This is a genomic window from bacterium (assembly GCA_016699595.1).
In the GTDB taxonomy this organism is placed as follows: Bacteria; Patescibacteriota; Dojkabacteria.
Window position 1 is genome coordinate 315040 of sequence record CP064982.1, and the last position, 24455, is coordinate 339494.

Annotated in this window: 21 protein-coding genes and 1 tRNA gene; 12 read left to right on the forward strand and 10 right to left on the reverse strand. The window is 30.9% G+C overall.

Annotation, left to right across the window (positions count from 1 at the left end):
* Positions 1 to 2208 (forward strand): UvrD-helicase domain-containing protein, encoded by a 2208-nt coding sequence (locus IPJ91_01590; GenBank protein QQR93833.1) that lies wholly within the window; start codon positions 1 to 3, stop codon positions 2206 to 2208.
* On the opposite strand, the gene IPJ91_01595 is transcribed toward IPJ91_01590, so the two are convergent.
* Together IPJ91_01595 and IPJ91_01600 are read right to left on the reverse strand one after the other, a co-directional pair.
* Positions 2195 to 3463: a UDP-N-acetylglucosamine--N-acetylmuramyl-(pentapeptide) pyrophosphoryl-undecaprenol N-acetylglucosamine transferase gene (locus IPJ91_01595; protein ID QQR93834.1), complete on the reverse strand. Its 1269-nt coding sequence runs from the start codon at positions 3461 to 3463 to the stop codon at positions 2195 to 2197. The two genes, IPJ91_01590 and IPJ91_01595, sit on opposite strands and share 14 nt — an antisense overlap.
* A complete protein-coding gene (locus IPJ91_01600) occupies positions 3456 to 4835 on the reverse strand; it encodes an FtsW/RodA/SpoVE family cell cycle protein (protein QQR93835.1) in 1380 nt (459 codons plus the stop codon). Before IPJ91_01600 ends, IPJ91_01595 begins: the two co-directional genes overlap by 8 nt.
* Before the next feature lie 105 nt (positions 4836 to 4940).
* On the opposite strand from IPJ91_01600, the gene IPJ91_01605 reads away from it, so the two are divergent.
* The gene (locus tag IPJ91_01605; protein ID QQR93836.1) at positions 4941 to 5228 is read left to right on the forward strand and encodes a DUF1858 domain-containing protein; all 288 of its coding nucleotides are present in this window, start codon (positions 4941 to 4943) and stop codon (positions 5226 to 5228) included.
* Positions 5229 to 5327: 99 nt separating this feature from the next.
* On the opposite strand, the gene IPJ91_01610 is transcribed toward IPJ91_01605, so the two are convergent.
* Positions 5328 to 5729, reverse strand: a complete 402-nt coding sequence (locus tag IPJ91_01610; GenBank protein QQR93837.1) for a ribonuclease HI family protein — start codon at positions 5727 to 5729, stop codon at positions 5328 to 5330.
* 118 nt (positions 5730 to 5847) lie between these two features.
* Positions 5848 to 7788 carry an elongation factor 4 gene (locus IPJ91_01615; GenBank protein ID QQR93838.1) on the reverse strand — a complete coding sequence of 647 codons (1941 nt, stop codon included), beginning with the start codon at positions 7786 to 7788 and terminating at the stop codon, positions 5848 to 5850.
* A gap of 81 nt (positions 7789 to 7869) precedes the next feature.
* On the opposite strand from IPJ91_01615, the gene IPJ91_01620 reads away from it, so the two are divergent.
* The gene (locus IPJ91_01620) at positions 7870 to 8553 is read left to right on the forward strand and encodes a 16S rRNA (uracil(1498)-N(3))-methyltransferase (GenBank protein QQR93839.1); all 684 of its coding nucleotides are present in this window, start codon (positions 7870 to 7872) and stop codon (positions 8551 to 8553) included.
* A 22-nt stretch (positions 8554 to 8575) separates the two neighbouring features.
* Here the strand turns inward: IPJ91_01620 and IPJ91_01625 are convergent, their stop codons facing one another.
* From IPJ91_01625 to IPJ91_01640, 4 genes are all read right to left on the reverse strand, one after another.
* The gene (locus IPJ91_01625; protein ID QQR93840.1) at positions 8576 to 9988 is read right to left on the reverse strand and encodes a glycine--tRNA ligase; all 1413 of its coding nucleotides are present in this window, start codon (positions 9986 to 9988) and stop codon (positions 8576 to 8578) included.
* 149 nt (positions 9989 to 10137) lie between these two features.
* On the reverse strand, positions 10138 to 10401 hold the full coding sequence (locus tag IPJ91_01630) for a GlsB/YeaQ/YmgE family stress response membrane protein (GenBank protein QQR93841.1): 264 nt from the start codon (positions 10399 to 10401) through the stop codon (positions 10138 to 10140).
* 80 nt (positions 10402 to 10481) lie between these two features.
* On the reverse strand, positions 10482 to 12134 hold the full coding sequence (locus tag IPJ91_01635; protein QQR93842.1) for an LCP family protein: 1653 nt from the start codon (positions 12132 to 12134) through the stop codon (positions 10482 to 10484).
* Positions 12131 to 13633: an HD domain-containing protein gene (locus tag IPJ91_01640; protein QQR93843.1), complete on the reverse strand. Its 1503-nt coding sequence runs from the start codon at positions 13631 to 13633 to the stop codon at positions 12131 to 12133. Before IPJ91_01640 ends, IPJ91_01635 begins: the two co-directional genes overlap by 4 nt.
* Positions 13634 to 13743: 110 nt before the next feature.
* Here IPJ91_01640 and IPJ91_01645 point away from each other — a divergent pair, with 110 nt between their 5' ends.
* Positions 13744 to 15501 (forward strand): ABC transporter ATP-binding protein, encoded by a 1758-nt coding sequence (locus IPJ91_01645; GenBank protein ID QQR93844.1) that lies wholly within the window; start codon positions 13744 to 13746, stop codon positions 15499 to 15501.
* Positions 15502 to 15629: 128 nt separating this feature from the next.
* Here the strand turns inward: IPJ91_01645 and trpS are convergent, their stop codons facing one another.
* Positions 15630 to 16643, reverse strand: coding sequence for a tryptophan--tRNA ligase (gene trpS / locus IPJ91_01650; protein ID QQR93845.1), 1014 nt, complete (start codon positions 16641 to 16643; stop codon positions 15630 to 15632).
* Between the two features lie 235 nt (positions 16644 to 16878).
* On the opposite strand from trpS, the gene IPJ91_01655 reads away from it, so the two are divergent.
* From IPJ91_01655 to murB, 6 genes are all read left to right on the forward strand, one after another.
* Positions 16879 to 16951: transfer RNA gene (locus IPJ91_01655), tRNA-Gly, on the forward strand.
* Between the two features lie 49 nt (positions 16952 to 17000).
* Positions 17001 to 18317: a hypothetical protein gene (locus IPJ91_01660; protein ID QQR93846.1), complete on the forward strand. Its 1317-nt coding sequence runs from the start codon at positions 17001 to 17003 to the stop codon at positions 18315 to 18317.
* Between the two features lie 607 nt (positions 18318 to 18924).
* Positions 18925 to 19902, forward strand: a complete 978-nt coding sequence (locus IPJ91_01665) for an undecaprenyl/decaprenyl-phosphate alpha-N-acetylglucosaminyl 1-phosphate transferase (protein QQR93847.1) — start codon at positions 18925 to 18927, stop codon at positions 19900 to 19902.
* Positions 19892 to 20263, forward strand: coding sequence for a hypothetical protein (locus IPJ91_01670; GenBank protein ID QQR93848.1), 372 nt, complete (start codon positions 19892 to 19894; stop codon positions 20261 to 20263). Before IPJ91_01665 ends, IPJ91_01670 begins: the two co-directional genes overlap by 11 nt.
* Positions 20264 to 20364: 101 nt before the next feature.
* Positions 20365 to 21090, forward strand: coding sequence for a ZIP family metal transporter (locus IPJ91_01675; GenBank protein ID QQR93849.1), 726 nt, complete (start codon positions 20365 to 20367; stop codon positions 21088 to 21090).
* Positions 21091 to 21167: 77 nt separating this feature from the next.
* A complete protein-coding gene (gene murB, locus IPJ91_01680; protein QQR93850.1) occupies positions 21168 to 22232 on the forward strand; it encodes a UDP-N-acetylmuramate dehydrogenase in 1065 nt (354 codons plus the stop codon).
* A 34-nt stretch (positions 22233 to 22266) separates the two neighbouring features.
* Here murB and IPJ91_01685 read toward each other — a convergent pair whose 3' ends face one another.
* A complete protein-coding gene (locus IPJ91_01685) occupies positions 22267 to 22500 on the reverse strand; it encodes a hypothetical protein (GenBank protein QQR93851.1) in 234 nt (77 codons plus the stop codon).
* A gap of 51 nt (positions 22501 to 22551) precedes the next feature.
* On the opposite strand from IPJ91_01685, the gene IPJ91_01690 reads away from it, so the two are divergent.
* Both IPJ91_01690 and IPJ91_01695 read left to right on the forward strand, forming a co-directional pair.
* Positions 22552 to 23643 (forward strand): quinone-dependent dihydroorotate dehydrogenase, encoded by a 1092-nt coding sequence (locus IPJ91_01690; GenBank protein ID QQR93852.1) that lies wholly within the window; start codon positions 22552 to 22554, stop codon positions 23641 to 23643.
* A gap of 42 nt (positions 23644 to 23685) precedes the next feature.
* The gene (locus IPJ91_01695) at positions 23686 to 24450 is read left to right on the forward strand and encodes a DUF2202 domain-containing protein (protein ID QQR93853.1); all 765 of its coding nucleotides are present in this window, start codon (positions 23686 to 23688) and stop codon (positions 24448 to 24450) included.
* Positions 24451 to 24455: the final 5 nt, after the last annotated feature.

The following is a 24455-nucleotide window of genomic DNA, read 5'->3' on the forward strand; positions in this document are numbered from 1 at the left end:
ATGCTTGATCTACGATTACTAAATGAAAAACAAAAAGATGCTGTAGAAAGTTTGACGGGTCCGGTTTTAGTTTTAGCGGGAGCTGGTTCTGGAAAAACAAAAGCTTTGACATATAGAATTGCAAATATTTTGGAACAGAATTTAGCTACAGAACAAGAAATTTTGGCAGTTACATTCACAAATAAAGCTGCTACCGAGATGAAGGAAAGAGTCATGAAACTTTTGATAAATTCAAGCACTTCATTTCAACACTCAGAAGAACACAACAGCACAAAAGCCATTACTTTCATGGGAACTTTTCATTCGATTTGTGTGAAAATATTGAGAACTGATGGAAAGAAAATCGGAACATTGCCAAACTTTGTCATTTATGATGAAGATGATGCAGTAGATGCAATCAAGTCAACTTACGAAAAACTTGGGCTAAATATCAAAGAACTTAACCCTAAAGCTGTAAAAGCTACAATTAGTTCTGCTAAAAACGAACTAATTGACACTGTTCAATTTCAAAATTTGGCTCAAGGATATTATCAAAATAATGTTGCGAAAGTATATATAGAATATCAAAAAGTCTTGAAAGAATCAAGCGCGCTGGATTTTGATGATCTGATAATGAAAGTTATCAATTTGTTTGAAGGTTCAGATGAAACTTTGCAAAAGTACCAAAGTAAATTTAAATATATCTTAGTTGATGAGTATCAAGATACAAATCACGCTCAATACAAACTTGTGAAATTACTTGCAGAGAAGTACAAAAATATTTGCGTTGTTGGTGATGAAGATCAATCAATTTATAAATTTCGAGGTTCAGATATCAGGAATATTCTTAATTTTGAAAGAGACTTTCCTGGTTGCAAGATTATCAAGCTTGAACAAAATTATAGATCAACTGAAGTTATTTTGAACTCTGCAAATTCAATTATCAAAAAAAACTCTCAAAGGCTAGAGAAAAGTATGTGGACTCAAGTTTCTGGAGGTGAACTTATAACTCAACATCAAGCTGAAGATGAAAAGGCGGAATCAAAGTATATTGCAGACAAAATTGAAGAAATTATTGATAATAAAGCTGACCAAAGTATTGTTTTAAGTATTGGCGTGCTTTATAGATCAAACGCTCAATCTAGAAACATTGAAGAAGCTTTGATCCAAAAAGGGATTCCTTATCGACTTGTTGGGGGAATAAGGTTTTATGAAAGAAAGGAAATAAAAGATGTTATTGCTTATTTGCGAGTTTTGATCAATCCAAAAGACACATTATCTTTGATGCGCATAATAAATACTCCTCGTCGTGAAGTTGGGAAGAAAGTGTTGAGTGAGCTTGAAACTTTGTCAAGAGAGCATAATCTTAGTATTGGAGAGCTTTTGCTTGATGAATATAGTAATATTCAAGTTGAATCCCATGCTATAGGTTCGGTAATAAAGTTATTTAGAAATTTGAAAAGCAAGCTAAATGAAATTGATTTGCCTAATTTTATAGATTACTTGATAACTGAAACAGGTTACAAAAGTTTTTTGGATGACGGAACAGAAGAAGGAAAAGCCAGGTTAGAAAATATTTTTGAACTAAAGTCAGCTTGTGAAAAGTTTGTAAACAATGAAATTAATTTTGAAGAAAATCTTTCTAAGTTTTTGGAACAAATTGCACTTTTGGAAAGTGATGAAATGGCAAAGGAGAAGGAAAATAGATTGAATTATTTAGAAGAGAAGTTTAAGGTCAAAGTGAATTTGATGACCATACATGCATCAAAGGGACTAGAGTTTGATTTTGTTTTTTTGCCAGGATTTGAAGAGAATTTATTTCCACATTCAAGAAGTTTGCTTGAAGTAGAAGAACTCGAAGAAGAACGCAGACTTGCGTATGTTGCTGTAACAAGAGCTAGATCAAAGCTTTTTATACTTCATGCATATACCAGAAGATACTTTGGAGCCAAACAAACAAACCCACTGAGTCGTTTTGCTGAAGATATACCAGAAGTTTACAAAGAAGTTGAAGAGTTTGATGGAGCTTATAACAATTTTAGTTACTCAAAAAGTAGTAAATTTGATTTTGATGATTTTGAATTTGAAAGTGAATCTAAATTTGAAAAAACTTATCCGAGCTTAGGTGAAGAATTGAAAAACAGAAAGAAAAGTTACTCTTCAAAGTATAATAATTATACAGCTGGCAAAAAATATGAGGACATGGACAATATAGTTACTGATTGGTAGACAATATCTCGTCAACAATTTTTTCTGCAGCATCTTCTTTTGCGTACAAACTTGTTTTGGAAATTGTATCTTCAAAACCAACATTATTCAGATTTTTTCCCAATCTTTTATATTCCAAAACATCATATATTCTATTATTTAAGATTTCTGGCGTTAAGTCTTTCTGATAAATCACTTTGGCAAGTCCAAGCTCTTCCAAAAACTCAGCTTGTCGTTCCTGTTCATTTCCTGAAGTTCCGGGAATTGGTATCAAAATGCAATGTTTGTTCATAAACATATATTCAAAGCTAGAATTCGCTCCACTTCTTGAAATGACGAGATCTGCTAATGAAAGTACTTCAGCTAAATCATATTCATTGATAAATTCTCTAGGTAAGTAAAATTGAGATAGTTGATCAGGTAGATTTACTTTCAGTGCAATAGCCTTTTCATAATCCTGCGTCAAGCTACTTGATCCAGTTTGATGGATAATTGTGAAATCATTCAAAATAACTGGCAATAGTTTGAAAATATTCTCGTTTATAATGTGCGAACCTTGATTACCTCCCAATATCAGTATAATCTTCGTTTCATTGGAATTTTTTGTTGCATCAAATCTAAAATTATAATGATTCAAAAGCAAATCAGCTATAGGCTTTTCGCTAAACTTATGCCAATTATAATTGACTACACCACCATTTTCCTGAATCTCCTCTCTTTTCAAGACGAAAGCTTGTCTTATAGGATTACCAGTAAATACTAGTTTTTTTTCTGCAAAAAATCTTTTTGAGCTCTTCCAACTAATAAATACCTTATGAGCAAAAAAAGATATTATCCTATTTGATAATCCAGGTTTAATGACTTGCTCATGAGTATAAATTGTGATTTTTTGGAATTTTCCAGCAATAACAATTGGCAATGCTAGATAGCCTCCAAACGATAAAATAACTTTCGGACTTTCTTCTTTTACAATTTTTCTTGCTTGAAAAAATCCTTTTGGGATGGATAACAGTGATTTCAGAGCTGGGCGAAATGAGCCTTTGAAACTTCTGAAAACTTTTCCACTTTGAAGCTCAATGAAAGGGATACTTTTTGAACTAACAATCCTATACTCAGCAGAAAGATTCTGATCTCCAGTTTGTGAATACTTATGTCCAACCCAACAAATATTTCTGTATCCCCTACTTTGTAATTCATCTATCACTGCAAATGCTGGTGTCATATGCCCTCCAGTTATCATTATTTTGTCTGTTTTGTCTAGTTTAAATTTATTCATACTTTTGTGAAAACAAGATTCCAAGTCCAATCATTAGTGCCAAAAGTGAACTCCCTCCGTAACTTATAAATGGTAAGGTAAGACCTTTGAAAGGTATCAGTGATACATTGGCAGCAATATTTATAAATGACTGAAAGCCAAACCAGGATATTATACCAATTACTAGAAGTCTGTGTTGTAGAAGTTTATGCTCATTAGAAAAATTTATACCCTTCAATACAATGAACAAAATAAACAAAACTAATGCTAAAGAACCAACAAAACCCAATTCTTCTGCAATCACTGCAAAAATAGTATCTGTATAACTAGTTTGATCTACTAGGTATGCATATTTTTGCTTTGATTCGCCTAAACCAAGCCCTGAAATTCCACCAGAACCTATAGCTATAAGAACTTGTTGAATTTGATAACCAGAACTTAGTGCCAACTCTTTTGACAATCTTCCCGTGGTTAAAACTTCAGTATATACTTCAAATCTACCTACTCTATAGCTTTCAAAACTAATCATTGCTACTACAGAAATTGCACCCAAAGTCAAAATCAAGAAACTCGAAAAAAAGTTTAGCTTTGAATTTGCGGAAAAAACAAAAAGTACTAAAGCAATAAATCCAATTACTATAATGCTACCTAAATCCTTTTGAAATACTATAGGTACTAAAGTAATGGTTATAAGAATACAAAATGGCAAAAATTTTTTCAAAAGAAAACTTTTGGTATATTCTATGAAATCATTGTTTTTAATCTCTTTCTCAACTTTTGGCAACCAAAATGCTAGATACAATATCAAAATAGGTTTGACTATCTCAGAAAACTGAATGGTAAATCCGCCAATACTTATCCATCGCCTCGCTCCATTCACTACTACACCGATTGATGGAACTAATGTCAAAAATAGACCTAGTAGAGAAAGACCTAAGAGAAGTAAACTAAATTTGCTCAAAACTTCACTTCTAAATCTGGATATAAGTAATGTCAAAAAGCTTCCAATACCCAAAAAAAGCAAATGGCGAAAGAGTACTGCAAATTGATTATAGTAAGGAGCTCTAGAAGATACAACAGCAGAAGCATCAAATACAAAAAGCACTCCGAAAACAATGAGTCCAATAAATCCAAATAACAAGCCTTTATCTATGCTTACAAGTACACCTTTTTTGATTAGTTCCCTGACTTCAACATTTTCTTTACATTTCCTCTTATCGTTCTGTGTTTTTGATTGGGCGTTTTGATGATAAGTCTGTTTCGCTTTGATGTTTCTCTTATCAGGTGATAGATTGTTTTTCACTTTCTTCACTTCAGAAGCTTTATATTTATTACCTAACTCCTTACTCCCCCAATATGATATATTACTTTTTGAAACATTATTATTCAACACTAAATTAATTTTAATAGTTACAACTATTTATTTCAAGAATATATAGAACTTGACGCTTTTGAATATAATTTGAAAGTGTTATAATTTTTATATATTTGAAAATGCATGAAAATCTCACAAAGTACCAAGATAACATATATTTCGGAAAACTTTCCACATATCGCAAAATATCTAGAAGTTGAGTGGGGATTTCATTGTATGAATTGTATAATGGCTGGATTTGATACTTTAGAGTCAGCTGCTTTGATTCATGATATTCAAGAAGAAGATCTTGTAATTTTGCTAAAGGTTATAAATGATATGGTAGAAGTTAATGATGGTGAGCTTAAAGATTATGAGAATGAACAAAAACGAGTTTCGCGCAAATTATCACAAACTAAAACTAATGAATAAATTTTTTGATATACTAAAAATAATATTGAAGATAGTATTGATTTTATCGATAATCATGATAACTGTGGTAGCAATGTTCAATTTGATCCCGAACTTATCTTAAATCTGGCTGTCAAGTATCAGATTTACAAGCCTATCAGCAAGTTTATTTTCTTCTCTTGGTATATGAGAAATCTTATAACCTTCAAACTTTTCTAATAGTTTTTTGACTTTAGTAAATAATTCTTTCATCTTTTCATCCTTGACTTGATACTTACCTAGCAATTGCTGAACTATAAGTTCGCTGTCCATCTGAATTTCTATTTGAGCAAGCTTTTTCCTTGAACAGTATTCAAGACCCAGTAGTAAGCCGTTGTATTCGGCAACATTATTTGTTGCGTTTTGCATATACTTAGCATCACAATATATGACTTCAGATTCTTTATAAATTACACATGAATATGCAGCTGGTCCAGGATTTCCTCTAGAGCCACCATCAGTTTTGAGCAAGTAGATTGACATAGTGTTATTTTACATTATAAACATACATACTGAATTTAAGAATTAGAAAATCAAACTATAAGTAGTAATTATAAAGAAAACATTGAATCACAATTCCAAAATTTCGTTTGATTAAATATCAATTTCTCAATGCAGCTAAAAATGCTTCTTTGGGAACTTCTACTGATCCAAAAGTTTTTAACCTTTCTTTTCCTTTTTTCTGAGCTTGAAGAAGTTTTTTCTTTCTTTCTACATGACCTCCACTCATACCAGCCAAAACATCTTTTCTATATTGCGGTATAGTTTCACGAGCTACTATCTTCATCCCTATCGCAGCTTGAATCGGGATCGGAAATTGTTGTCTAGGTATAAGATCCTTCAATTTTTCAACCAATCTTCTTCCTCTTGCATCTGCAGAAGTCCTATGAGACAAAAATGACAAAGGTTCTGAAGCTTCATGATTTACCAAAATATCTACTTTCACAATATCAGAAACTCTGAATTCAAAAAAATTGTAATCCATCGAAGCATATCCTTGAGATACGGATTTCAATCTATCAAAAAAATCTGTAATGATTTCATTACTAGGAACTTCATACTTGACTTGAACATACTTTTTTGAACCTGTTGTAGAAAGATATTCAGTTGATTTATATTCAGCTCTCTTTTCCGAACATAGTTGCATAATAGGTCCTATGTATTCCTCTGGAGTAATTATTTCCAATTTAGAATAAGGTTCCAGTACTTGATCAATATATGCAATGTCAGGAAACTTTGTAACTGATTTCAAGATATAGTAACCATTATCGTCAAAATCATCTGTAGTGCCCAATCCTTTTAGCATTTGGACTGACTTTTGAATTACATTTTCTATATTTTCATCATAATTTATATTTTTCAATTTTATCTTATATTCAACACTTGGAACAGTTGTAATCAAATTTAGGTTAAATTCACGCTCCAATCTTTCTTGAGTTATCTCCATATGAAGCAAACCTAAATAACCACAAAGAAAACCTGATCCAAGTGCAGGAGAAGTTATTTTTTGATAATTTAGTGCTGCATCATTCATAGCAAGCTTCTCCAAACTTTCAGAAAAAGTCAAAAACTCATCTGCATCAACTGGGAACAAAGATGCAAAAACCATTGACTTTGCAGGTTGATATCCAGGTAATTTTAATTTTGATTCTTCTGTTGAATTTTGAGTAGCAAGTGACTTATTTGTATCTGCATAACTATATGATGTGACAGTATCTCCAGTATGGATTTTCTTCAAATCTTTCAAACCGGTTGCTATATATCCAACTTCACCATTTCTCAATTCACTTGATGCAAAAAAACTCGGAGTTATATAGCCAATTTCAATTGGTGTAACTTCAGTATCAGTTCCAAGAAATTTGACCTTGTCATTTTTTTGAATTTTTCCTGAAAATATCCTAACTAAAGCAATTGCACCTTTGTGTTCATGAAAAAAAGAGTCAAAAACCAAAGCACGAAAAACTTCATTATTTCGATTACTTTCAATTACATTTTTCTTGCTCGGACTTGGGATTCTTTCTATAATTTGATCCAAAATTTCAGTTACACCAGCTCCCGTTTTTCCTGAACAACACAAAATTTCATCTCGAGAAAATCCTAAAGTATGAACTATCTCATCTTTTGTTTCTTCAACTTGAGCTGATGGAAGATCAATTTTATTTATAACAGGAATTATTTTCAAATCTTGCTCCATAGCAGCATAAAAGACTGACAAAGTTTGAGCTTGTATTCCTTGAGTTGCATCAACTAAAAGTAAACATCCTTCACAAGCAGCAAGTGAGCGACTTACCTCATAGCTAAAGTCAACATGACCCGGAGTATCTATCAGGTTCAAAACATGATTTTTATAATTCATTCTTGCACTTTGAAGTTTGATAGTGATTCCGCGCTCTTGTTCAAGTTCCAAAGTATCCAAAACTCGCTCTTTATCTTTCATTTCGCGTTCAGTAACTGAACCTGTTATCTCAAGAATTCTGTCAGCTAAAGTTGATTTTCCGTGATCAATATGTGCAATTATGCAAAAATTTCGAATTTGGTCCATAGTTAAATTGTTTAATATTTTACAAGATTATAGCAAAATTATTTTATTTTAATTTTGTACCATTGATTATATAATATAAATATGTCGCAACATCGTTTTTTCGTACAAAATCTAAATAATAAACCTATCTTAAATAAAAAAGAAATTGAACATGCAAGAAAAGTTTTGAGAATGAATATCGGCGATAATTTTATTGCTTTTGATGGCTTTGGGAATGTTTGGACTTGCGAGTTTGAGAATGATTTTAATCTCAAAGTTATCCAACATCAATTTATTGAAAAAGATAGACATATTTCAAGACTGATAATTAGTTTATTTAAATTTGATAGACTTGAATGGGCAATTGAAAAATGTACTGAACTTGGAATTGATGAAATAATATTTACCAAAACAAAGTTTTCTCAAATTGATTTAAATTTAGCTGAAAAAAAACTTGCCAGATGGAAAGAAATAACAATTTCTGCAAGTAAACAGTGTGAAAGAATTTACATCCCAGAACTTAAGGTGATGAAACCAGAACAAGTTTTGAAACTAAATGGAAGAAAGTTTATTGGAGTTACAGAGTTCGAAGTGAAAAAAAACTTTAACTCTTTCCCTTGGAAAAATTCTTGTGAAATTTCATTATTTATAGGTCCTGAAGGTGGATTTGAGAAGCAAGAACTAGAAGAAGTTATTAGCGCAGGTTTTGAACCTGTAAAAATATCTAACAGTATTTTAAGATCAGAAACTGCATGTATGGTGGGCAGTTTCTTGATCTCGGAGTAATAGTATTTTTAATAGGATAGAATTAAAGATAGGGTTGTATCTCTTCCACACTCACTCTTTCCTGCTTCATACTATCACGATATCTTACGGTTACCGTTCCATCTTTCAAAGTATCATAATCAATAGTTATACAAACTGGAGTTCCAATTTCGTCTTGCCTTCTATATCTTTTGCCAATTGAGCCTGACTCATCATACTCAACTATTCCTTGATAAGTATTGTACAAAATTTCCTTGCATTTTTTATATACTTCTTTAGCTTTCAAGCTTAACTCTTCTTTTTTCATCAAAGGTAAAACTGCAACTTTGACAGGTGCAAGTCTTTTGTCTAACTTTAGCACTAATCTAGTTTCTCCATTTTCCAAATTTTCCTCAGTATATGCACTATCCAAAAACATCAGAAATTGTCTAGCAACTCCAGTTGAAGTTTCCATGATATGCGGAACAAATCTTTCTTCAGTTATTTGATCAAAATAATCCAGTTTCACTCCAGAAAACTTGGAATGTTGCGACAAATCCCAATCTCCTCTTGCATGAATTCCTTCAATTTCTTTGAAACTATCTTTCATACATTTAAATTTGTACTCAATATCATAAGCATCACTTGCATAATGTGCTAGTTTTTCATGTTTGTACCAATGCAGTCTATCTTCAGCAATCCCATATTCTTTAAACCAATTCCATCTAACTTGTTTCCAGTCTTCATATAATTCTTTAGTATCTTTTGGATTATGAAAATATTGCATTTCCATTTGTTCAAATTCACGAGTTCGAAATATAAACTGCCTTGCGACTATTTCATTTCGAAATGCTTTTCCAATTTGTGCAATTCCAAATGGTAATTTCATAGATTGTGAAGTCAAAACATTTTTGTACTCAAGATAAATTCCACCACAAGTTTCAGGTCTCATATAAACCACATTTTCTTCTGATAATGTATCAGTTGGCGAGCCTAAGTTTGTTTTGACCATCAAACTAAATACTTTCGCTTCAGTAAAATCTTTGTTTCCGCAATTTGCACATTTCAACTTTCCTTCTGATTTTAATTTATCTAATTCAGCGTTGATAAATTCTAAAGGTTGTTTGTCTGCAGAAACTCCAAATTCTTCAAGTATATGATCAGCTCGATATCTAGCTTTGCAAGTTTTACAGTCAATTTGAGGATCATTAAATCCATCTACATGCCCTGAAGCTTTCCAAGTTATAGGATGCATGAAAATTCCAGAATCAAGTGCAACAATATCTTCTCTATCTTGGATCATGCTTTTCATCCAAGCATTTTTGATATTATTGGCAAATAAATATCCATAATGACCATAATCATAAACAGCAGCAAAACCTCCATAAATTTCAGAACTTGGAAAGACAAATGCATTTTGTTTGCAAAATGATGCAATGGATTCTAGATTAAGTTGTTTGTTATTATTTATAGTCATATTTATAGTATAAAAAAACCTCAACAAGCAACGCTGTTGCCTGTTGAGGACGAAATAAAATATTTACTCGTGGTTCCACCTCAATTACTTCTTATATTATTGAATTGTTGAAACTCAATTTGCCAAATTGAGGTAGTTATGAAAGCAACTTATTTGCTAGCAAATTTTGTATAAACTACTGTAAACAAAACTGCACCTAAAACAGCTATCAATAAATTCAATACATTAAACGAAGTGCTGAATGATAAGTTGAGTTCTTTTGTAGTCAAAAAGGTGTATAAAGTATTTCCTACAACTGAACCTACTATACCTAATAATGAGGTCATCCAAAAGCTATCAGATTTTCCCATTAGTTTGTTTGCTAGAAAGCCAACTAAAGCTCCAAACAATATTGCCAAAATTAAATTTAACATTTTTTTATGACATAAACTACATAATTGTACTTATGATTTTATAATTACAACTTAGTAGCTATAAATTTTAAATAAAAGACTTAACGCCATATTATAGCGAAGTCTTCGTCATTATATCTCTTTATATTCGTACCTTCAACTAATTTTATTTCAAAAACACCACTTTTTTCTAAAACTTTCTTAGTTTCACTTTTCTCACCATTAGTAAAATCATAGAAATAAGGATGTCTTGTATCATCAGTATTATCTAAAGATTCTGTACCTATTCGCATATATTGCTCATCGACTATCGAATTCCAAGCGAAAGTTTGATTCAGTCCTACAATTGTGGGAACTTTCACTATATTTAGGCTTGCAGAAGTATTTTTCAATATAACTTCACTTAAGTTCAAAGGCAAATTTACTTCGTAGCCTGTGAAATATTCAAATACAGTTGCATTTTCCTTGTAAATAGCTGGATTTTGAAATATTGTTTGAAGTTTCTTTTGCAAATTATTGTAGTTTTTTATTTTGAAATCGCTAGTCCCTTCAACTGGAGTAATATTTTCAGGCATAAATGTAGGATCAAGTACAATAGAAACCATCCCATTGTATTTGTCTTTCAAGCGAAGTCCAGCTAACAGATCATTTGCATCATAACTAGATATTTTTATATTGTTCTGCAAAGAAGTTACTATATCAGACAACTTTTGCGGATTCAGGAGTATGGAACTAGATAGAATCTTTGACCGAATGGCATCAATAACTTGCTGCTGTCTTCGAGACCGATCCCAATCAGTAGTATATTCGCGAGATCTTGCATATACCAAGGCTTCTTCTCCATTCATACTATGGTTGCCTGCCCTTAAACTCCATTCGCAATAATAACCATCTGCAAGTAAAACATTTTTGCAATTATTTTTCTTATATTCTGCAGATAATTCAGTTGGTGGATAGACATTTTTGATATCCTTCTCTACAGTAATGTCAATACCTCCAATTGCATCAATCAATTCCTTAAATCCATCCAAAGTAATGAATGCACTGTAATGTATCGGTAAACCAGTAATTTTAGTAACTTCTTGACTAACACCATTGATACCCATTTCGTAATCCTTTTTTATCCAACCCGAATTATAGTAAACTTGATTTATTTTCGATGTCTCTTTGTTACCATAAACATTTGTATAAGTAACCTGTGTATCTCGAGGTATAGAAATAAGGTTCAAGTAGTTAGTATCATGATCGTAACTAGCTACTATGATAGTATCCGTTAAACCACCTGAAGAATCGCCCTGATTTGCACCTCGACTGTCAACTCCCAACAAAAGTATGTTTGTTTTGCCATTTGTCCTTGGTAATTCCCTAGCATTACAAAAGATACCAGAACAAGTCGGTTTATCAAGCTCAACAATTTGGCAATTACCTTCAGCGCAATCATTAAAAACCTTATGAATTTGCGAATAAGCAGCATTTATAGATCCGAATGGATTTTTCAGATACAAAAACATAGATAATGCCAAAATTAAAAAAAACAAAATCAATAAAAGTAATAATTTATTTAGCTTTGATGACTTTTGATTCTTATCGTTATCCAACCTTATCCTTTTGGCAGATAAACTTTCAACTTTATTCCCGCTCTTTTTAGCCGCTAAATTTGAGTTATGATCCCCAAATATAGTTGAATTTGAACTATCTGTAAACTTTTTGTTTGAGGAATCGTTTCTGTAATTTCCGAGATTAACTTGTTTCATATATATCTTTCTTTCACAATTTGAATTAATTTATCTTTTTCATTTAAACTAACATCATCCATCACAAGCTCTAAGAGTTTGTTTAAAACTTCACCAATTTTTTTACCACTAAAGCCCAGTTCTAGCAAATCATTGCCAGTTATTTCTAAATCAGTTACTTTGAAAGCATTATCTTGCTCCAAAACCTTAGAAATTCTATATTGCAATCTTTCAATCTCAGTTGGATCCCAAGCTGATTTTGGATTTGAAGTTGCATCAGCAATTCTAAGTCTAAATATATCTTCAATATTTTCAATTCCAACTTTCCTAATAAATCTTCGAATTGCACCATCACTCCAACCTTGAGAAAATTTGTCGGAACGAATCAATTTTAACTTATCTTCCTTTTGAGATAAAGTTAAATCAAAACTTTCTATCTTATTTTCAACAAACTTCACATCAAATTCATTGTAAGGATAATAAAACATATGTTCTTGGACTAATTTTACATTCCTCTCAACTTCATCTTTAGGTAAATGAAGTCTAGTTAATATTTCTTTTGTCATCTGAGCACCAACTTGATCATGTCCAAAAAAATGTCCATCATGAGTATCGCATCTTGGTTTTCCTATATCATGAAATAAAGCTGCAATTTTGACTTTATCTTCAGCTACATCAAGAGTTGCTAAACTATGATCAAAAACATCATGAACATGAAAAGCAATTTGAGTTACATTTATACCTTCAAGTAATTCCGGGATAAATATTTTCAAAATACCAGTATCTTTCAAAAGTCGAATTCCAATTGAAGGCTTTGGTGATTTATAAATAATTTTCAAAAACTCATCTCGAAATCTTTCGATTGAAATCTTCTCAGTTACATGTAGTGTTTTCGAAATTGCAACATAAGTTTCAGGTTCAATCTTTAAACCTAAAGTTGATGCAAAACGAATTGCACGAATTGATCTCAAACCATCTTCAGAAAATCTTTCTATTGGATTTCCAACAGCTTTTATAATTTTATTTTTTAAATCACTTTGTCCACCAAATAAATCTATTATTTCAACTTGCGCTTTATCCAATTTTCCATCTAAATAATCTTGAACAACTGGTTTCATATCAATACACATCGAATTGATAGTGAAATCTCTTCTTGCTAAATCTTCTTCTAAACGAATTCCGAATTCAACTTTAGCAGGCCATCGACCTGAAGCATAATCTTCTTCCTTTCTATAAGTCGTGATTTCGACTGTATGATTTTCACCAAATTTATCTTGAACAATAGCAGCAATTGTTCCAAATCTTTCATTTATTTGGACTGATTTTGGAAATGATTCAAGTTTTTGAATTTCAGTTGGAAGTGCATTTGTAGTAAAGTCTATATCATATTGAGTTATTCCAAGTAAATTGTCACGAACACTACCTCCAACTAAGTAACAATCAAATCCCTCGTTAATCAAAATTCTTGCGACCTTCAAAGCATAAGTTGGTATTTTTGTTGCATCAAATTTTTGGTTCATATATTAGTATAATGTGACTAGTACGCAAGTGTATTTTAACAAAAATTCAATAGATAATTTACAATATTACTGTATAATTCCAAATTATTATCTACTTAAACTATATTTAAATGAACTTTTTTCGTTATTATAAAACCTATAGGTTATTCGCTCAAAAAAATAAATCTATTTACTACTTTTCATTTGTAATGGTTTTTCTTTTTTCAGCTGTACTAAATTTATCAACTTTTACTGTTGGACAACTAATCAATGAGTTTAAGCTCGGAGATATAAATTTGTTTCGCAATATTGGATTAATTGCATTGACTTTAGTTTTACCTAGCATTTTTGAACCCATACTTTTTACCTTAAGAAATAAATTATATGTCAATGTATATACAGATGTTTTAAAAAATGTATACTCCAAAACTTTGTTACAAGATTACGACTACCATACAAAGAGATCTTCAGGCAAATTAATAAATATTATTTTGAAATCAGATACAATAGTCGACATTTATTTATATTCGTTTGAATTGATCTTATTTATGGGTATTATTGAAACTTTAGTAATTATTACTTTTATCGCAATTGTGTCGCCTAAGCTTATTATACCTATAATTATTACACAATGTATTTTGATTTATCCTGAAGTATATTCAATTACAAGAAGTGTACGATTAAGGAGATCAGCCAAAAATGACGAACATGAGGTAGCTATTTATGTGTCTGACATTTTAAACAGCTACGAAAATGTGAGATCGTTTAGAAAAGAGAATTTTGAAATTAATCGTTTCTTTGAAATTGCAAATAGACTAAATAAGTCAGTCTATTCATATATGCAAGGATTTAGGTTGATGGATGTGGTTATGGCAATCAATCAAATTTTGACCGTTTTGCTTACTGCATCAGTAGCTATTAAGCTTTATACTTTAGGAGAAATTACATTTGCAAATTTAATAGTTGTTATTTCTTTTTTACTTACTCTCAAAAATAAGGTTTCCAGTGTTCTATTGGCAATCCGTAATACCTTCAAAGATATAAGTCGCTTAGAAGATACCATTGACTTGCTAAATTTACCAGAATCTGTAGTAAAAATTGGAAACCAAACTATCGATTTAGAAAAACCTATTGATATAAAGTTTGAAAATATTTCTTTTGAATATAATTCAAATAAGCCTATTATCAATAATTTAAGTCTAGAGATAAAACATAAAGAAGATATTGCTTTTGTAGGACCATCTGGTGGAGGTAAAACAACATTAGTCAAATTGCTACTACGATACTACCTAGTTGATAGTGGAAGAATTTTGATAAATGATATAGACATAAAGGATCTGAAAGAGGAAACTCTACAAATGATATTTGCTGTTGTACCTCAAGATCCTGTTATGTTTAATCAGTCACTACTTTACAATATTGGTTATGGACTAGATGTTGACCCAACTCAACTAGAAAATCATATGGCTAGCATTGTCGAAGTTTGTAAGAAGGCTCAAATTTATGATTTTATCATGTCACTTCCTGAAGGTTTTGATACGAAAGTAGGAGAGCGTGGAATCAAGCTATCTGGAGGTCAAAGACAAAGAGTAGCGATTGCAAGAACATTACTCAAAGATCCAAAAGTAATAATATTTGATGAAGCAACATCTATGCTTGATTCCGAAAGCGAGCATGCAATCCAATTAGCAATCTCCGAAATAGCAAGAGAAAAAACAATGATTTTCATAGCCCATAGACTTTCAACGATTAGACATTGCGACAAAATATTTGTAATAGATAGTGGAGAATTGATAGAGAGTGGAACACATAAAGAATTACTTGCTGGAAATGGGATCTATAATAAGATATGGAATATACAAAGTGGAGGGTTTATCAATTTCAAGTAACGAACAATAATTTATAATTTTTATTTTTTCCTCTTTTTAGACCATATTTATTGCATTATAATTACCTTTATTTGTAATGTTGTCATTCACATAGATAGATAATCTTCCCAATTAAGTACTAGGTACAGTCAAAATTTTATCATCATTACCTCTTTCATCATATCCAAAGTTTCTGAAGCTCTATTTTTTGCTACTTTAGTTCCTTCCATAGTCAAATTTAACAATTGATCAACTTTAGATTCAGCTTCATTTCTTTTCTCTCGAATTGGAGTTAAATATTCGTTCATTGCTTGAAATAATTTTTCTTTTACCTCAACATCGCCAACTTGACCTTTTGTATATCTATCTTTCAAATCTTGAACTTCATCTAAGTTTGAATTAAACAAATCATGATAAGTAAATGCTACATTCCCTTCAATATGACCTATATCAGTTGCTCGAACTCTAGTTGGATCAGTATAAACTGAAAAGACTTTCTTGCGAAGTTCTTCTTCAGAGTCTGACAAATAAATTGCGTTATTTAGTGATTTCCCCATCTTTTCATTTCCATCAATCCCCGGAACATTTCTTTCAACTCCAAGCAAAGCTTCTGGAAGATTGAAAATGTTAGAATTGTAAGTTGCATCAAACTTTTGAGCAATATCTCGAGTTTCTTCAATCATTGGAAGTTGATCTTTTCCAACTGGAACCAAATCTGCTCGAACTGAAAGTATATCTGCGACTTGATGAATTGGATAAAAGAAAAATCCAAGTGGGGTTGATTTTTCAAAACCTTCTTTTGTTTTCATTTCTTGTTTAACGGTTGGATTTTGTGCTACTTGTTGAACTGAAACAAAATTTGAAAAGTAAACAAACATTTCATGAATTTGCGGAACTTCTGACTGGATAACTATATGAGATTTTTCAAAGTCTATACCAACTGCATAATAATCTTTAAGTAGCTCAACAATGCTATTTTTTACTTTTTGTGGATTATCAAAGTTATCTGAAAGTGCTTGAACATTTGCAATCAGGATAAATTGATTATACTCTTCTTGTAGTCTAACTCTATTTTGAAGCGAACCAAGTAAGTGCCCAATGTGAAGTTTTCCAGTTGATCTATCTCCAGTTAATATTGTTTTTTTTGAATTTGTGTTTGACATGATTATATTTCAGGATATTTTATAAAATTTAATACAAAATAACAAAAAATCCCGCACTTGGCGGGATTTACATTTGACAATATATGTAAAAGTCAACGCCAAGTAGGAATAATTTGATTATGCCATGAATTTTGTTTTCTTGATTGAAATAACATTGCTTTATAATATTACAGATTATAGCATCTACTTTGATTTAGTAGAATGATTTTCCGTTCAATGTTATAATTTGCGATTCGCGAAAGTAATTCAGTTGGTAGAATGCTTCCTTCCCAAGGAAGATGTCGCGGGTTCGAATCCCGTCTTTCGCTGTTTTCTTTTCTTATTGCCTAATCTTTAACTATCATATACAATAAATATATGGCAACTAAATATATTGTTACAGGTGGATATAAACTAAATGGAGAAATCTCAGTACAATATTCAAAAAATATTGCTATGAAACTACTTATGAATCCTCTCTTAGTTGAGGGGGAATATTTAATAAAAAATATTCCCCGAATTACATCAACCTTTAATTTAATTAAAATACTAGAATTTTTTGGATGTGTCTGTTCTTGGAAAAGTAATCATGATGTATTTGTAGACAGTAGGAATTTGAATCCAAATGCTGTTATGTCTGATGAAACATTTTCTCATACAAGTAGTGCAATACTTGCAGTTCAAATATTAGTTGGACGGTTTGGTAAATGTGTGTTCGAAAAGAAAGATTTAGAAAATATTGGAGGAGATAGAATTGGATCAAGACAATTCCAAATTACAATTGATGCTGTTAAAAATTATGGAATATCTGTTGATATAAAGAATGAAACGATTATTTTTACTAGAATAAATCAAGAAGGCTTTGAACAAATAATTCCCGATGAGTCATATGGAATTTCTGTTGGAGCATTATATTCAGCATTATTTAAAGAGAGCAATTCTCGTATAACTGGAATAACTAAGCAACCTGATTTCAAGATAATTCTACAGAATTTAAAACAAATGGGAGTTAAATATACTTTAGAAGAAAATGAATTAATAGTCGAGCCATTTAAACCAGATACAGCTAAATTTGAACTAGTGAATATTTCTGATTGGCATGATTTTGCAACATTAGTCTTTATGGGAATAATTACAGAATCGTCTCTTAGGATAAATAATTTTAATTTTGAATATATGGCAGGTGATGTTATGGTAGATTACTTAACAAGACTGGGAGTAGCATTCACATGTCAAGGGACCAGTTTCCTTTTGCATAAAAACAAGTTACAATCACTCCGCCCAATTGATATTATTGCGTCTGTGACACCCTCATTTATGACTGAATGGCAAGTTCTTATATCTGCTTTATTAACACAAATAAATGGTTATTCACATATTGCTGAACTTTGGTTTACAGATAGAATGAGCCACTGGAATGAGCTAAAAAAAATGGGTGCTAATTTTACTTATTTGCCTAATAGACAAAGTAGACAAAATAAACCTTTCGTAGTAAGAGTGTTAGGAAGATCTAAATTAGTTGGTACAACAGTTACTGCTGAAAATCTCAGATCTGGTGCAGTACTTATAATGGCAGCACTAGTTGCAGAAGGCAAAACAGACATTTTAGGAGTTGAACATATTGAAAGAGGATATGATAATCTTGTGCAAAGATTAAATAATATTGGGGCACATATTGAAGTTAGGACTATATAAATAGTTAAGTTTTAGGGGATATCTAAATTCTCCATTTTTTATTGCAGTTTGAATCCCGTCTTTCGCTGAAAATTATAATGTAAAAAAATAAACATGAAAGAATATGTATTAGCCTCTCCTCAGAAGAGATTGAATTATACTTTATACAAACAACCAATTTTCATTTTTTTACTATTGCTAAATTTACTTTTGTTTTTACTTATGTTGTACTTGGTTTTTTCTAAATACAACTCGATTCCAAACATTACTCCGTTTTTTTATAATTACGCTACAAATAATTACGAGTTATTTGATAAAAAGTTTTTATTCTTACTTCCCACCTTGAGTTTTTTTTACTTGATAGTACAAAATCTAATGAATTTTAAGCTTCCTGAAGAAAGACATTTTTTTATCAATTTTATTTCAGGTGTTTTTAGCGTAACAAACATCTTTTTTATACTTTTTTTGACTTATACTATTTCAACTTCTGTTTAAATTCAAATTACATTTAAAGCATATTTTTGACATCAATCAAACACAAATAAATATTTTTTTAGTATTCATCACAGGAAGCATTATTACTTTTTTATGCACTCTCCCCATTACAAAGCTAGCGAAAAAAGTAGGTTTGATTGACCTACCAGCCGAACTAAGAAAGCTTACAGATTCAACAAAAGCTAGAAGAATCCACAAAACATTAACTATAAGATCAGGTGGGATTTCTATTACTGTAGCATTTTTATTGCTTTATTTGCTCTTTTTCAACGATATATCAACTATTAGCACAAATACTTACTTCACAATTTTAATTGGGTTAATTATTTTAACCGTTTTAGGAATACTAGATGATAAGTTTGAAATAAAGGGGAAATATCAATTGATAGTACAATTATTTGTCGTCTCCATAGTAGTGCTAGGTGGCGTTCAAATTTCAGAAATTGACAAAGGTTTGCCAGGAATTGTCATATTACCTGATTATATTGCAAAATTTGTTTCTGTAGCATGGATTATGATTTTGATAAACGCTATTAATTGGGTAGATGGAATAGATGGATTGTCAACTGGGATTGTAAGTATTGCAGCATTTATTATTTCTATTTTGAACTTACAACAAGGAAATGTAGATGTTGCCATTTTGAGTATGATGCTTTCAGGAGCTACATCAGGATATATTCCTTGGAATTTTCCTCCAAACAAAGGTACATTTGTCGGAGGAACTGCAATAAACTTTGGTTACTTACTCGGTGTGATATCGATACTTGGATCTACCAAATCTGCTAGTTCAATGTTAATTTTACTTTTGCCTATTCTTGATATGATTTGGGTTATAATCAATAGGATCAACAAGCATGAAATACTAAACCCTATCAAACTCTTGGGAATTTCTGACAAAACTCACTTGCATCATAGGCTTTTGGACCTTGGATTAAGTGTAAGACAGGTAACGCTTATTGAATATATGATAATATCTATAATAGGAGCAATTTTGGTGTATACAAGTGAAGCAAGCAAAACAACTGCTTTGCTGAGTATTGGAATTATCATACTTGGCATTTTTCTTTTGATAAGTTTTACAAATAATCATAAACGAAAGAATGAAAAATAAAGCAAAGATAAAAACAATCAAGTTTTCAATACTTTCTAGCAGAATACTTAGTGCGATTATTTTTTTTAATGCAATTTTGACTTTTCTAGTTAACAAAGAGAAGTACTTATCTTCACTTAGTTTTGAAAATTACAATGAATTATTTTTTGTAACTGGTCAATTTATTCAAGTAGTTGTATCTATTACTGTTCTTCTTAGCTATTCATGGATTTCAGAATGGTTTTTGAAAATTGTAGAAGATGAACTTCATAGTTTCAAAGTAACTTATAGCGATAGTCCAAAGCGAAGTTCTTATACAGATAAAACAAGTCAAAATAAATTATTTAAAAAAGGATTCAAGAAACACTCCAAAGTCAATTGAAAGCAACCTACCTAAATTTTTATTTGTAATAATTGAACTTGACAAGTTTATTATACTATTTGAAATTAGCACAATTATTTTTTACCTAAATTCTAATACAAATGGCATTAGCACTATTTTCAATAACAACTATTAGCTTTACTTCGTTTCTTATACTTATAATCCTATCAAGGAAAAAGTTATTTGCCAGAAACCTAAATCTGATATTGGCACTAGCATCTGGAGCATTACTTGGAGAAGTATTTTTACATATTATTCCAGAATTCAGCAGTTTATCATCTGAGATATTTTCAACTATTATTCTTTTATCTGTTTTTTCAAACTACTTTGTAGAAATTATTTTGAATGTAAGACATTGCCATAATTTAGAACATCATCATGAAGCAGAAACAACAAAGAGTTCATTGCGTTTCCGTTTGATAATTTCTGATATTGTTCACAATCTTTTGGATGGATTTACTTTATTTGCAAGTTTCATAATATCAACTGAACTCGGTATTGCTACAACATTAGCAATATTACTTCATGAGATACCAAAAGAAATTAGCTCTTTTGCTATGCTTATTGAAGCAGGCTTTACAAAAACTAAAGCAATAAAGATAAACCTACTAACAGCTATTGCTGGTATAGTAGGGGTAGTTGTTTCTAACTATGCAAACTTGTCAGATTATTCAGAGTATTTGCTAGCATTTGTAGCAGGTAATTTTCTTTATATTGCTATGACAGATATACTTCCTGAGTTACATTTGACCGAGTCAAAAAAATCAGGCTTACTGAAGCTTCTTGCTTTTAGTGTTGGAGTAGCAATCATGTGGCTTATGAAGTGATAGTTTTAAGTTGCTAAAGCATAGGGAAGTAATTTACATTATTTTCAAATCATTTGTATTTTTGATAGAATAAAAATATGAACATACAAAAGAATGTAAACTTACAACCTTATCTTACTTTACAAACAATCGCATATGCTGACTATTTTTCTACATTTCAAAACATCAGCGAACTTATTGAACTTCTAAATTTTGCAAAATCACAGGATTTGCAGGTTTTCTTTCTTGGTGAAGGTGCCAATACATTTTGTAAATCAAACTTTCAAGGTATTGTTTTGAAAAACGACACAAAAGGAGTGAGCATTATTCGTGAAACAAATGAATACATATACTTCCAAGTTGCATCTGGTGAGAACTGGCATGACTTTGTGATGCATACAGTTAGTAAAAATCTTTTTGGATTGGAAAACTTAGCTTTTATTCCCGGAAGTATTGGTGCTTCGCCAATTCAAAACATAAATGCATATGGATTTCAAATGAGTGATATATGTACAGATGTTCAAGTGCTAGACCTTGAAACATTTGAAGAATCAACATTAGAAAATGAAGATTGTAAATTTAAATATAGAAGTAGTATTTTCAAAAATGAAGCAAGAAATAAGTACTTTATTGCTTCTGTAACTTTCAAACTTTCAAAGATAAATCATATAAATATTGATTATGGCAATACATATGGTTCAGTCAAGCAGGTATTGCTTGAAGCTGGAAAAGACTTATCTAAATTGACATCTCTAGATATTGCAGAATCAATAATTCGATTGAGAACAAAAAAACTACCTGATTTGAATCTCACTCCTAATGCCGGCTCTATATTTGTAAATGTCTTTTGTGATAAAAACGAGAAGGAACGAATAGAGACTATAGAAGCCAAGCTTAGAGAAGAAAATCCTTCACTATCTAAGTGTGAATTTTATACTGAAAATGATAATTTATATAAAATTCCAGCGGGTTGGTTGGTTGAAGCTGCTGGATACAAAGGGAAATGGTTTGGCAATGTAGGTGTATCAGAAAAACATGCATTGATTTTAGTTACGAATGGCAAGGCCACTGGTCTCGAACTTTATGATTTAGTAGAAAAGATTCAGAATAGCGTTTACGAAATGTTTGGAATCAGACTGGAGGCAGAACAAAATATTATTTAAACTTGATCAATTCGCAGTAATTTAGAAGTAAAATTCAAACTACTAGTGCGAAAAATAATGCATAACCAAGAATTAGCAAGACAAGAAATACCAAACTTAATCCCAAACCATATTGCCTAAAGTTTTTTACACCAGTTTGATCAGAATAATCTTTGTGCATGACTTTATCAAGTAATAGTGATAATGCTACAATTGTAAAGATAAGGGTAGCAACATAAAAAATTATTCTACCTAGATTGACGAGAGACATTTGTATTTCATTGGGCATATTGTATGATATAAAACACGAGATATTATTTCAATTGAAATTCCTAAATTCATGAAGTTTTACAAAAAAATCTTAAAACCAATTTTATTTAAATTTCATCCAGATTATGTTCACATTGTTATTGTGAAATTAGGCAAAATTTTAGGACACTGGGCTCTTGGAAGGATGATTTTAAGAAAGTTTTTTTTCTATGAAAATAAACGATTAACTCAAAATATTTTTGGGTATGAATTCAAAAATCCGATTGGTATAGGTGGTGGGTTTGATAAAAATGCTGATTTGATAAAAACTTTGCCTGCATGCGGATTTGGCTTTGTAGAAATTGGATCAGTAACTGCTAGAGCTTATAAAGGTAATAAAAGACCATGGAGCGTCAGATTGCCAGAAGACCAAAGTTTAATAGTAAATTATGGTTTAAAGAATATCGGCGCAGATAAAATTGCGCAAAAAATTAGAAATAACGGAAGATCAGTTCCACTTATCATCAATATAGCGAAAACCAATGATATTACAATCAAAGGAAACTACTCAATAGCAGATTATGTATACAGTTTTCAAAAGTTACAAGAAAAAGCAGATATCATAAATTTAAACATTAGCTGTCCTAATACTGGTGATGGAGTTTTGTTTTGTGAATCTCCTGAGTTATTAGATAAATTGTTTCTTGCATTATCTAAAATAGAAATCAGCAAACCAATATTACTAAAGTTAAAACCAGATATTGATGATAATACTTTATACAAAATTTGTGATTTGGCTGAAAAGTATTTATTTATCAAAGGTTTCATCATATCAAACCTTACAGTTCATCGAGAAAATCTGATACATACAAGCCTAGGTTCAATTGAAAAATTTCGAGGTGGAATTTCAGGTACTCCAGTAAAGGATCTGTCAAATGATATGATAAGCAAAGTATACAAATATACAAATGGAAAGTTTATAATTATTGGACTTGGTGGAGTATTTAATGCGAAAGATGCTTATGAGAAAATATCTTTAGGTGCAAATCTTGTTGAAATTGTAACTGGGCTTATTTACGAAGGACCATCTGTTGTGAAATCTATAAATAAAGGCTTGATTGAACTACTGGAAGTAGATGGATTTACAAACATAGCAGATGCTATTGGGTGCAAAAATAAATAATACTTCATAGCAAATTCATTTCTTCAGATTATGATTTGATTTATGAAACAAACCTCTATACTCAAGAACTTAAAAGCCCTATATATAATACTATTTTTAATTATAACTTTGTTTATACTTACATTATTTGCCTTTTATAATATAGTGAGTAGGATCAGATTAGCAAACACTGGAAATGAAAATGAATCTTTAACCTTTGCAGAAGATTTATCTCAAATCGATCCGTCTGATTTAATTGACCAAACCCAAGACTTAGAAGTAGATACTACTCTTACATTATCTAAGGAAGAAGTTGAAGACTTGCAATTGATGAGAGAAGAGGAAAAATTGGCACATGATGTATATCTGAGTTTGTATGAAAGATGGAATATACAGATTTTTCGTAACATTTCAGAAAGTGAGCAAAAACATACAGATTCAGTAGCTAGATTATTGTCAAAGTATAATCTCTTCGATCCAGCCTCAGATATTGCGGGTAAATTTGTAAATCAAAACATTCAAAACTTATATACTGAACTAGTAAATAGGGCTGCAGTTTCAGCTAATGAGGCTTTGACTGTTGGTGCAATAATAGAAGATCTGGACATATCTGATCTTGAGAAAACAATAGGTAGAACAACAAATTCAGATATATCGTTAGTATACAATAACTTACAAAAAGGGTCAAGAAATCATTTGAGATCCTTTGCATCTGCATTAAGTAGAAATGGTATAAACTATCAACCAAATTATATCTCAAATGAATTGTATTTAAATATAATTAGCACAGCACAAGAAAAAGGTAATATGACAAAGTATCGAAAATAAAATTT

Coding starts and splice junctions, on each gene's coding strand:
- IPJ91_01640 (QQR93843.1), bottom strand. CDS start 13,633: ATGAACCAAAAATTTGATGCAACAAAAATACCAACTTATGCTTTGAAG.
- IPJ91_01695 (QQR93853.1), top strand. CDS start 23,686: ATGAAACAAACCTCTATACTCAAGAACTTAAAAGCCCTATATATAATA.
- IPJ91_01685 (QQR93851.1), bottom strand. CDS start 22,500: ATGCCCAATGAAATACAAATGTCTCTCGTCAATCTAGGTAGAATAATT.
- murB (QQR93850.1), top strand. CDS start 21,168: ATGAACATACAAAAGAATGTAAACTTACAACCTTATCTTACTTTACAA.
- IPJ91_01605 (QQR93836.1), top strand. CDS start 4,941: ATGAAAATCTCACAAAGTACCAAGATAACATATATTTCGGAAAACTTT.
- IPJ91_01635 (QQR93842.1), bottom strand. CDS start 12,134: ATGAAACAAGTTAATCTCGGAAATTACAGAAACGATTCCTCAAACAAA.
- IPJ91_01660 (QQR93846.1), top strand. CDS start 17,001: ATGGCAACTAAATATATTGTTACAGGTGGATATAAACTAAATGGAGAA.
- IPJ91_01645 (QQR93844.1), top strand. CDS start 13,744: ATGAACTTTTTTCGTTATTATAAAACCTATAGGTTATTCGCTCAAAAA.
- IPJ91_01590 (QQR93833.1), top strand. CDS start 1: ATGCTTGATCTACGATTACTAAATGAAAAACAAAAAGATGCTGTAGAA.
- IPJ91_01610 (QQR93837.1), bottom strand. CDS start 5,729: ATGTCAATCTACTTGCTCAAAACTGATGGTGGCTCTAGAGGAAATCCT.
- IPJ91_01620 (QQR93839.1), top strand. CDS start 7,870: ATGTCGCAACATCGTTTTTTCGTACAAAATCTAAATAATAAACCTATC.
- IPJ91_01670 (QQR93848.1), top strand. CDS start 19,892: ATGAAAAATAAAGCAAAGATAAAAACAATCAAGTTTTCAATACTTTCT.
- IPJ91_01595 (QQR93834.1), bottom strand. CDS start 3,463: ATGAATAAATTTAAACTAGACAAAACAGACAAAATAATGATAACTGGA.
- IPJ91_01675 (QQR93849.1), top strand. CDS start 20,365: ATGGCATTAGCACTATTTTCAATAACAACTATTAGCTTTACTTCGTTT.
- IPJ91_01615 (QQR93838.1), bottom strand. CDS start 7,788: ATGGACCAAATTCGAAATTTTTGCATAATTGCACATATTGATCACGGA.
- IPJ91_01690 (QQR93852.1), top strand. CDS start 22,552: ATGAAGTTTTACAAAAAAATCTTAAAACCAATTTTATTTAAATTTCAT.
- trpS (QQR93845.1), bottom strand. CDS start 16,643: ATGTCAAACACAAATTCAAAAAAAACAATATTAACTGGAGATAGATCA.
- IPJ91_01630 (QQR93841.1), bottom strand. CDS start 10,401: ATGTTAAATTTAATTTTGGCAATATTGTTTGGAGCTTTAGTTGGCTTT.
- IPJ91_01625 (QQR93840.1), bottom strand. CDS start 9,988: ATGACTATAAATAATAACAAACAACTTAATCTAGAATCCATTGCATCA.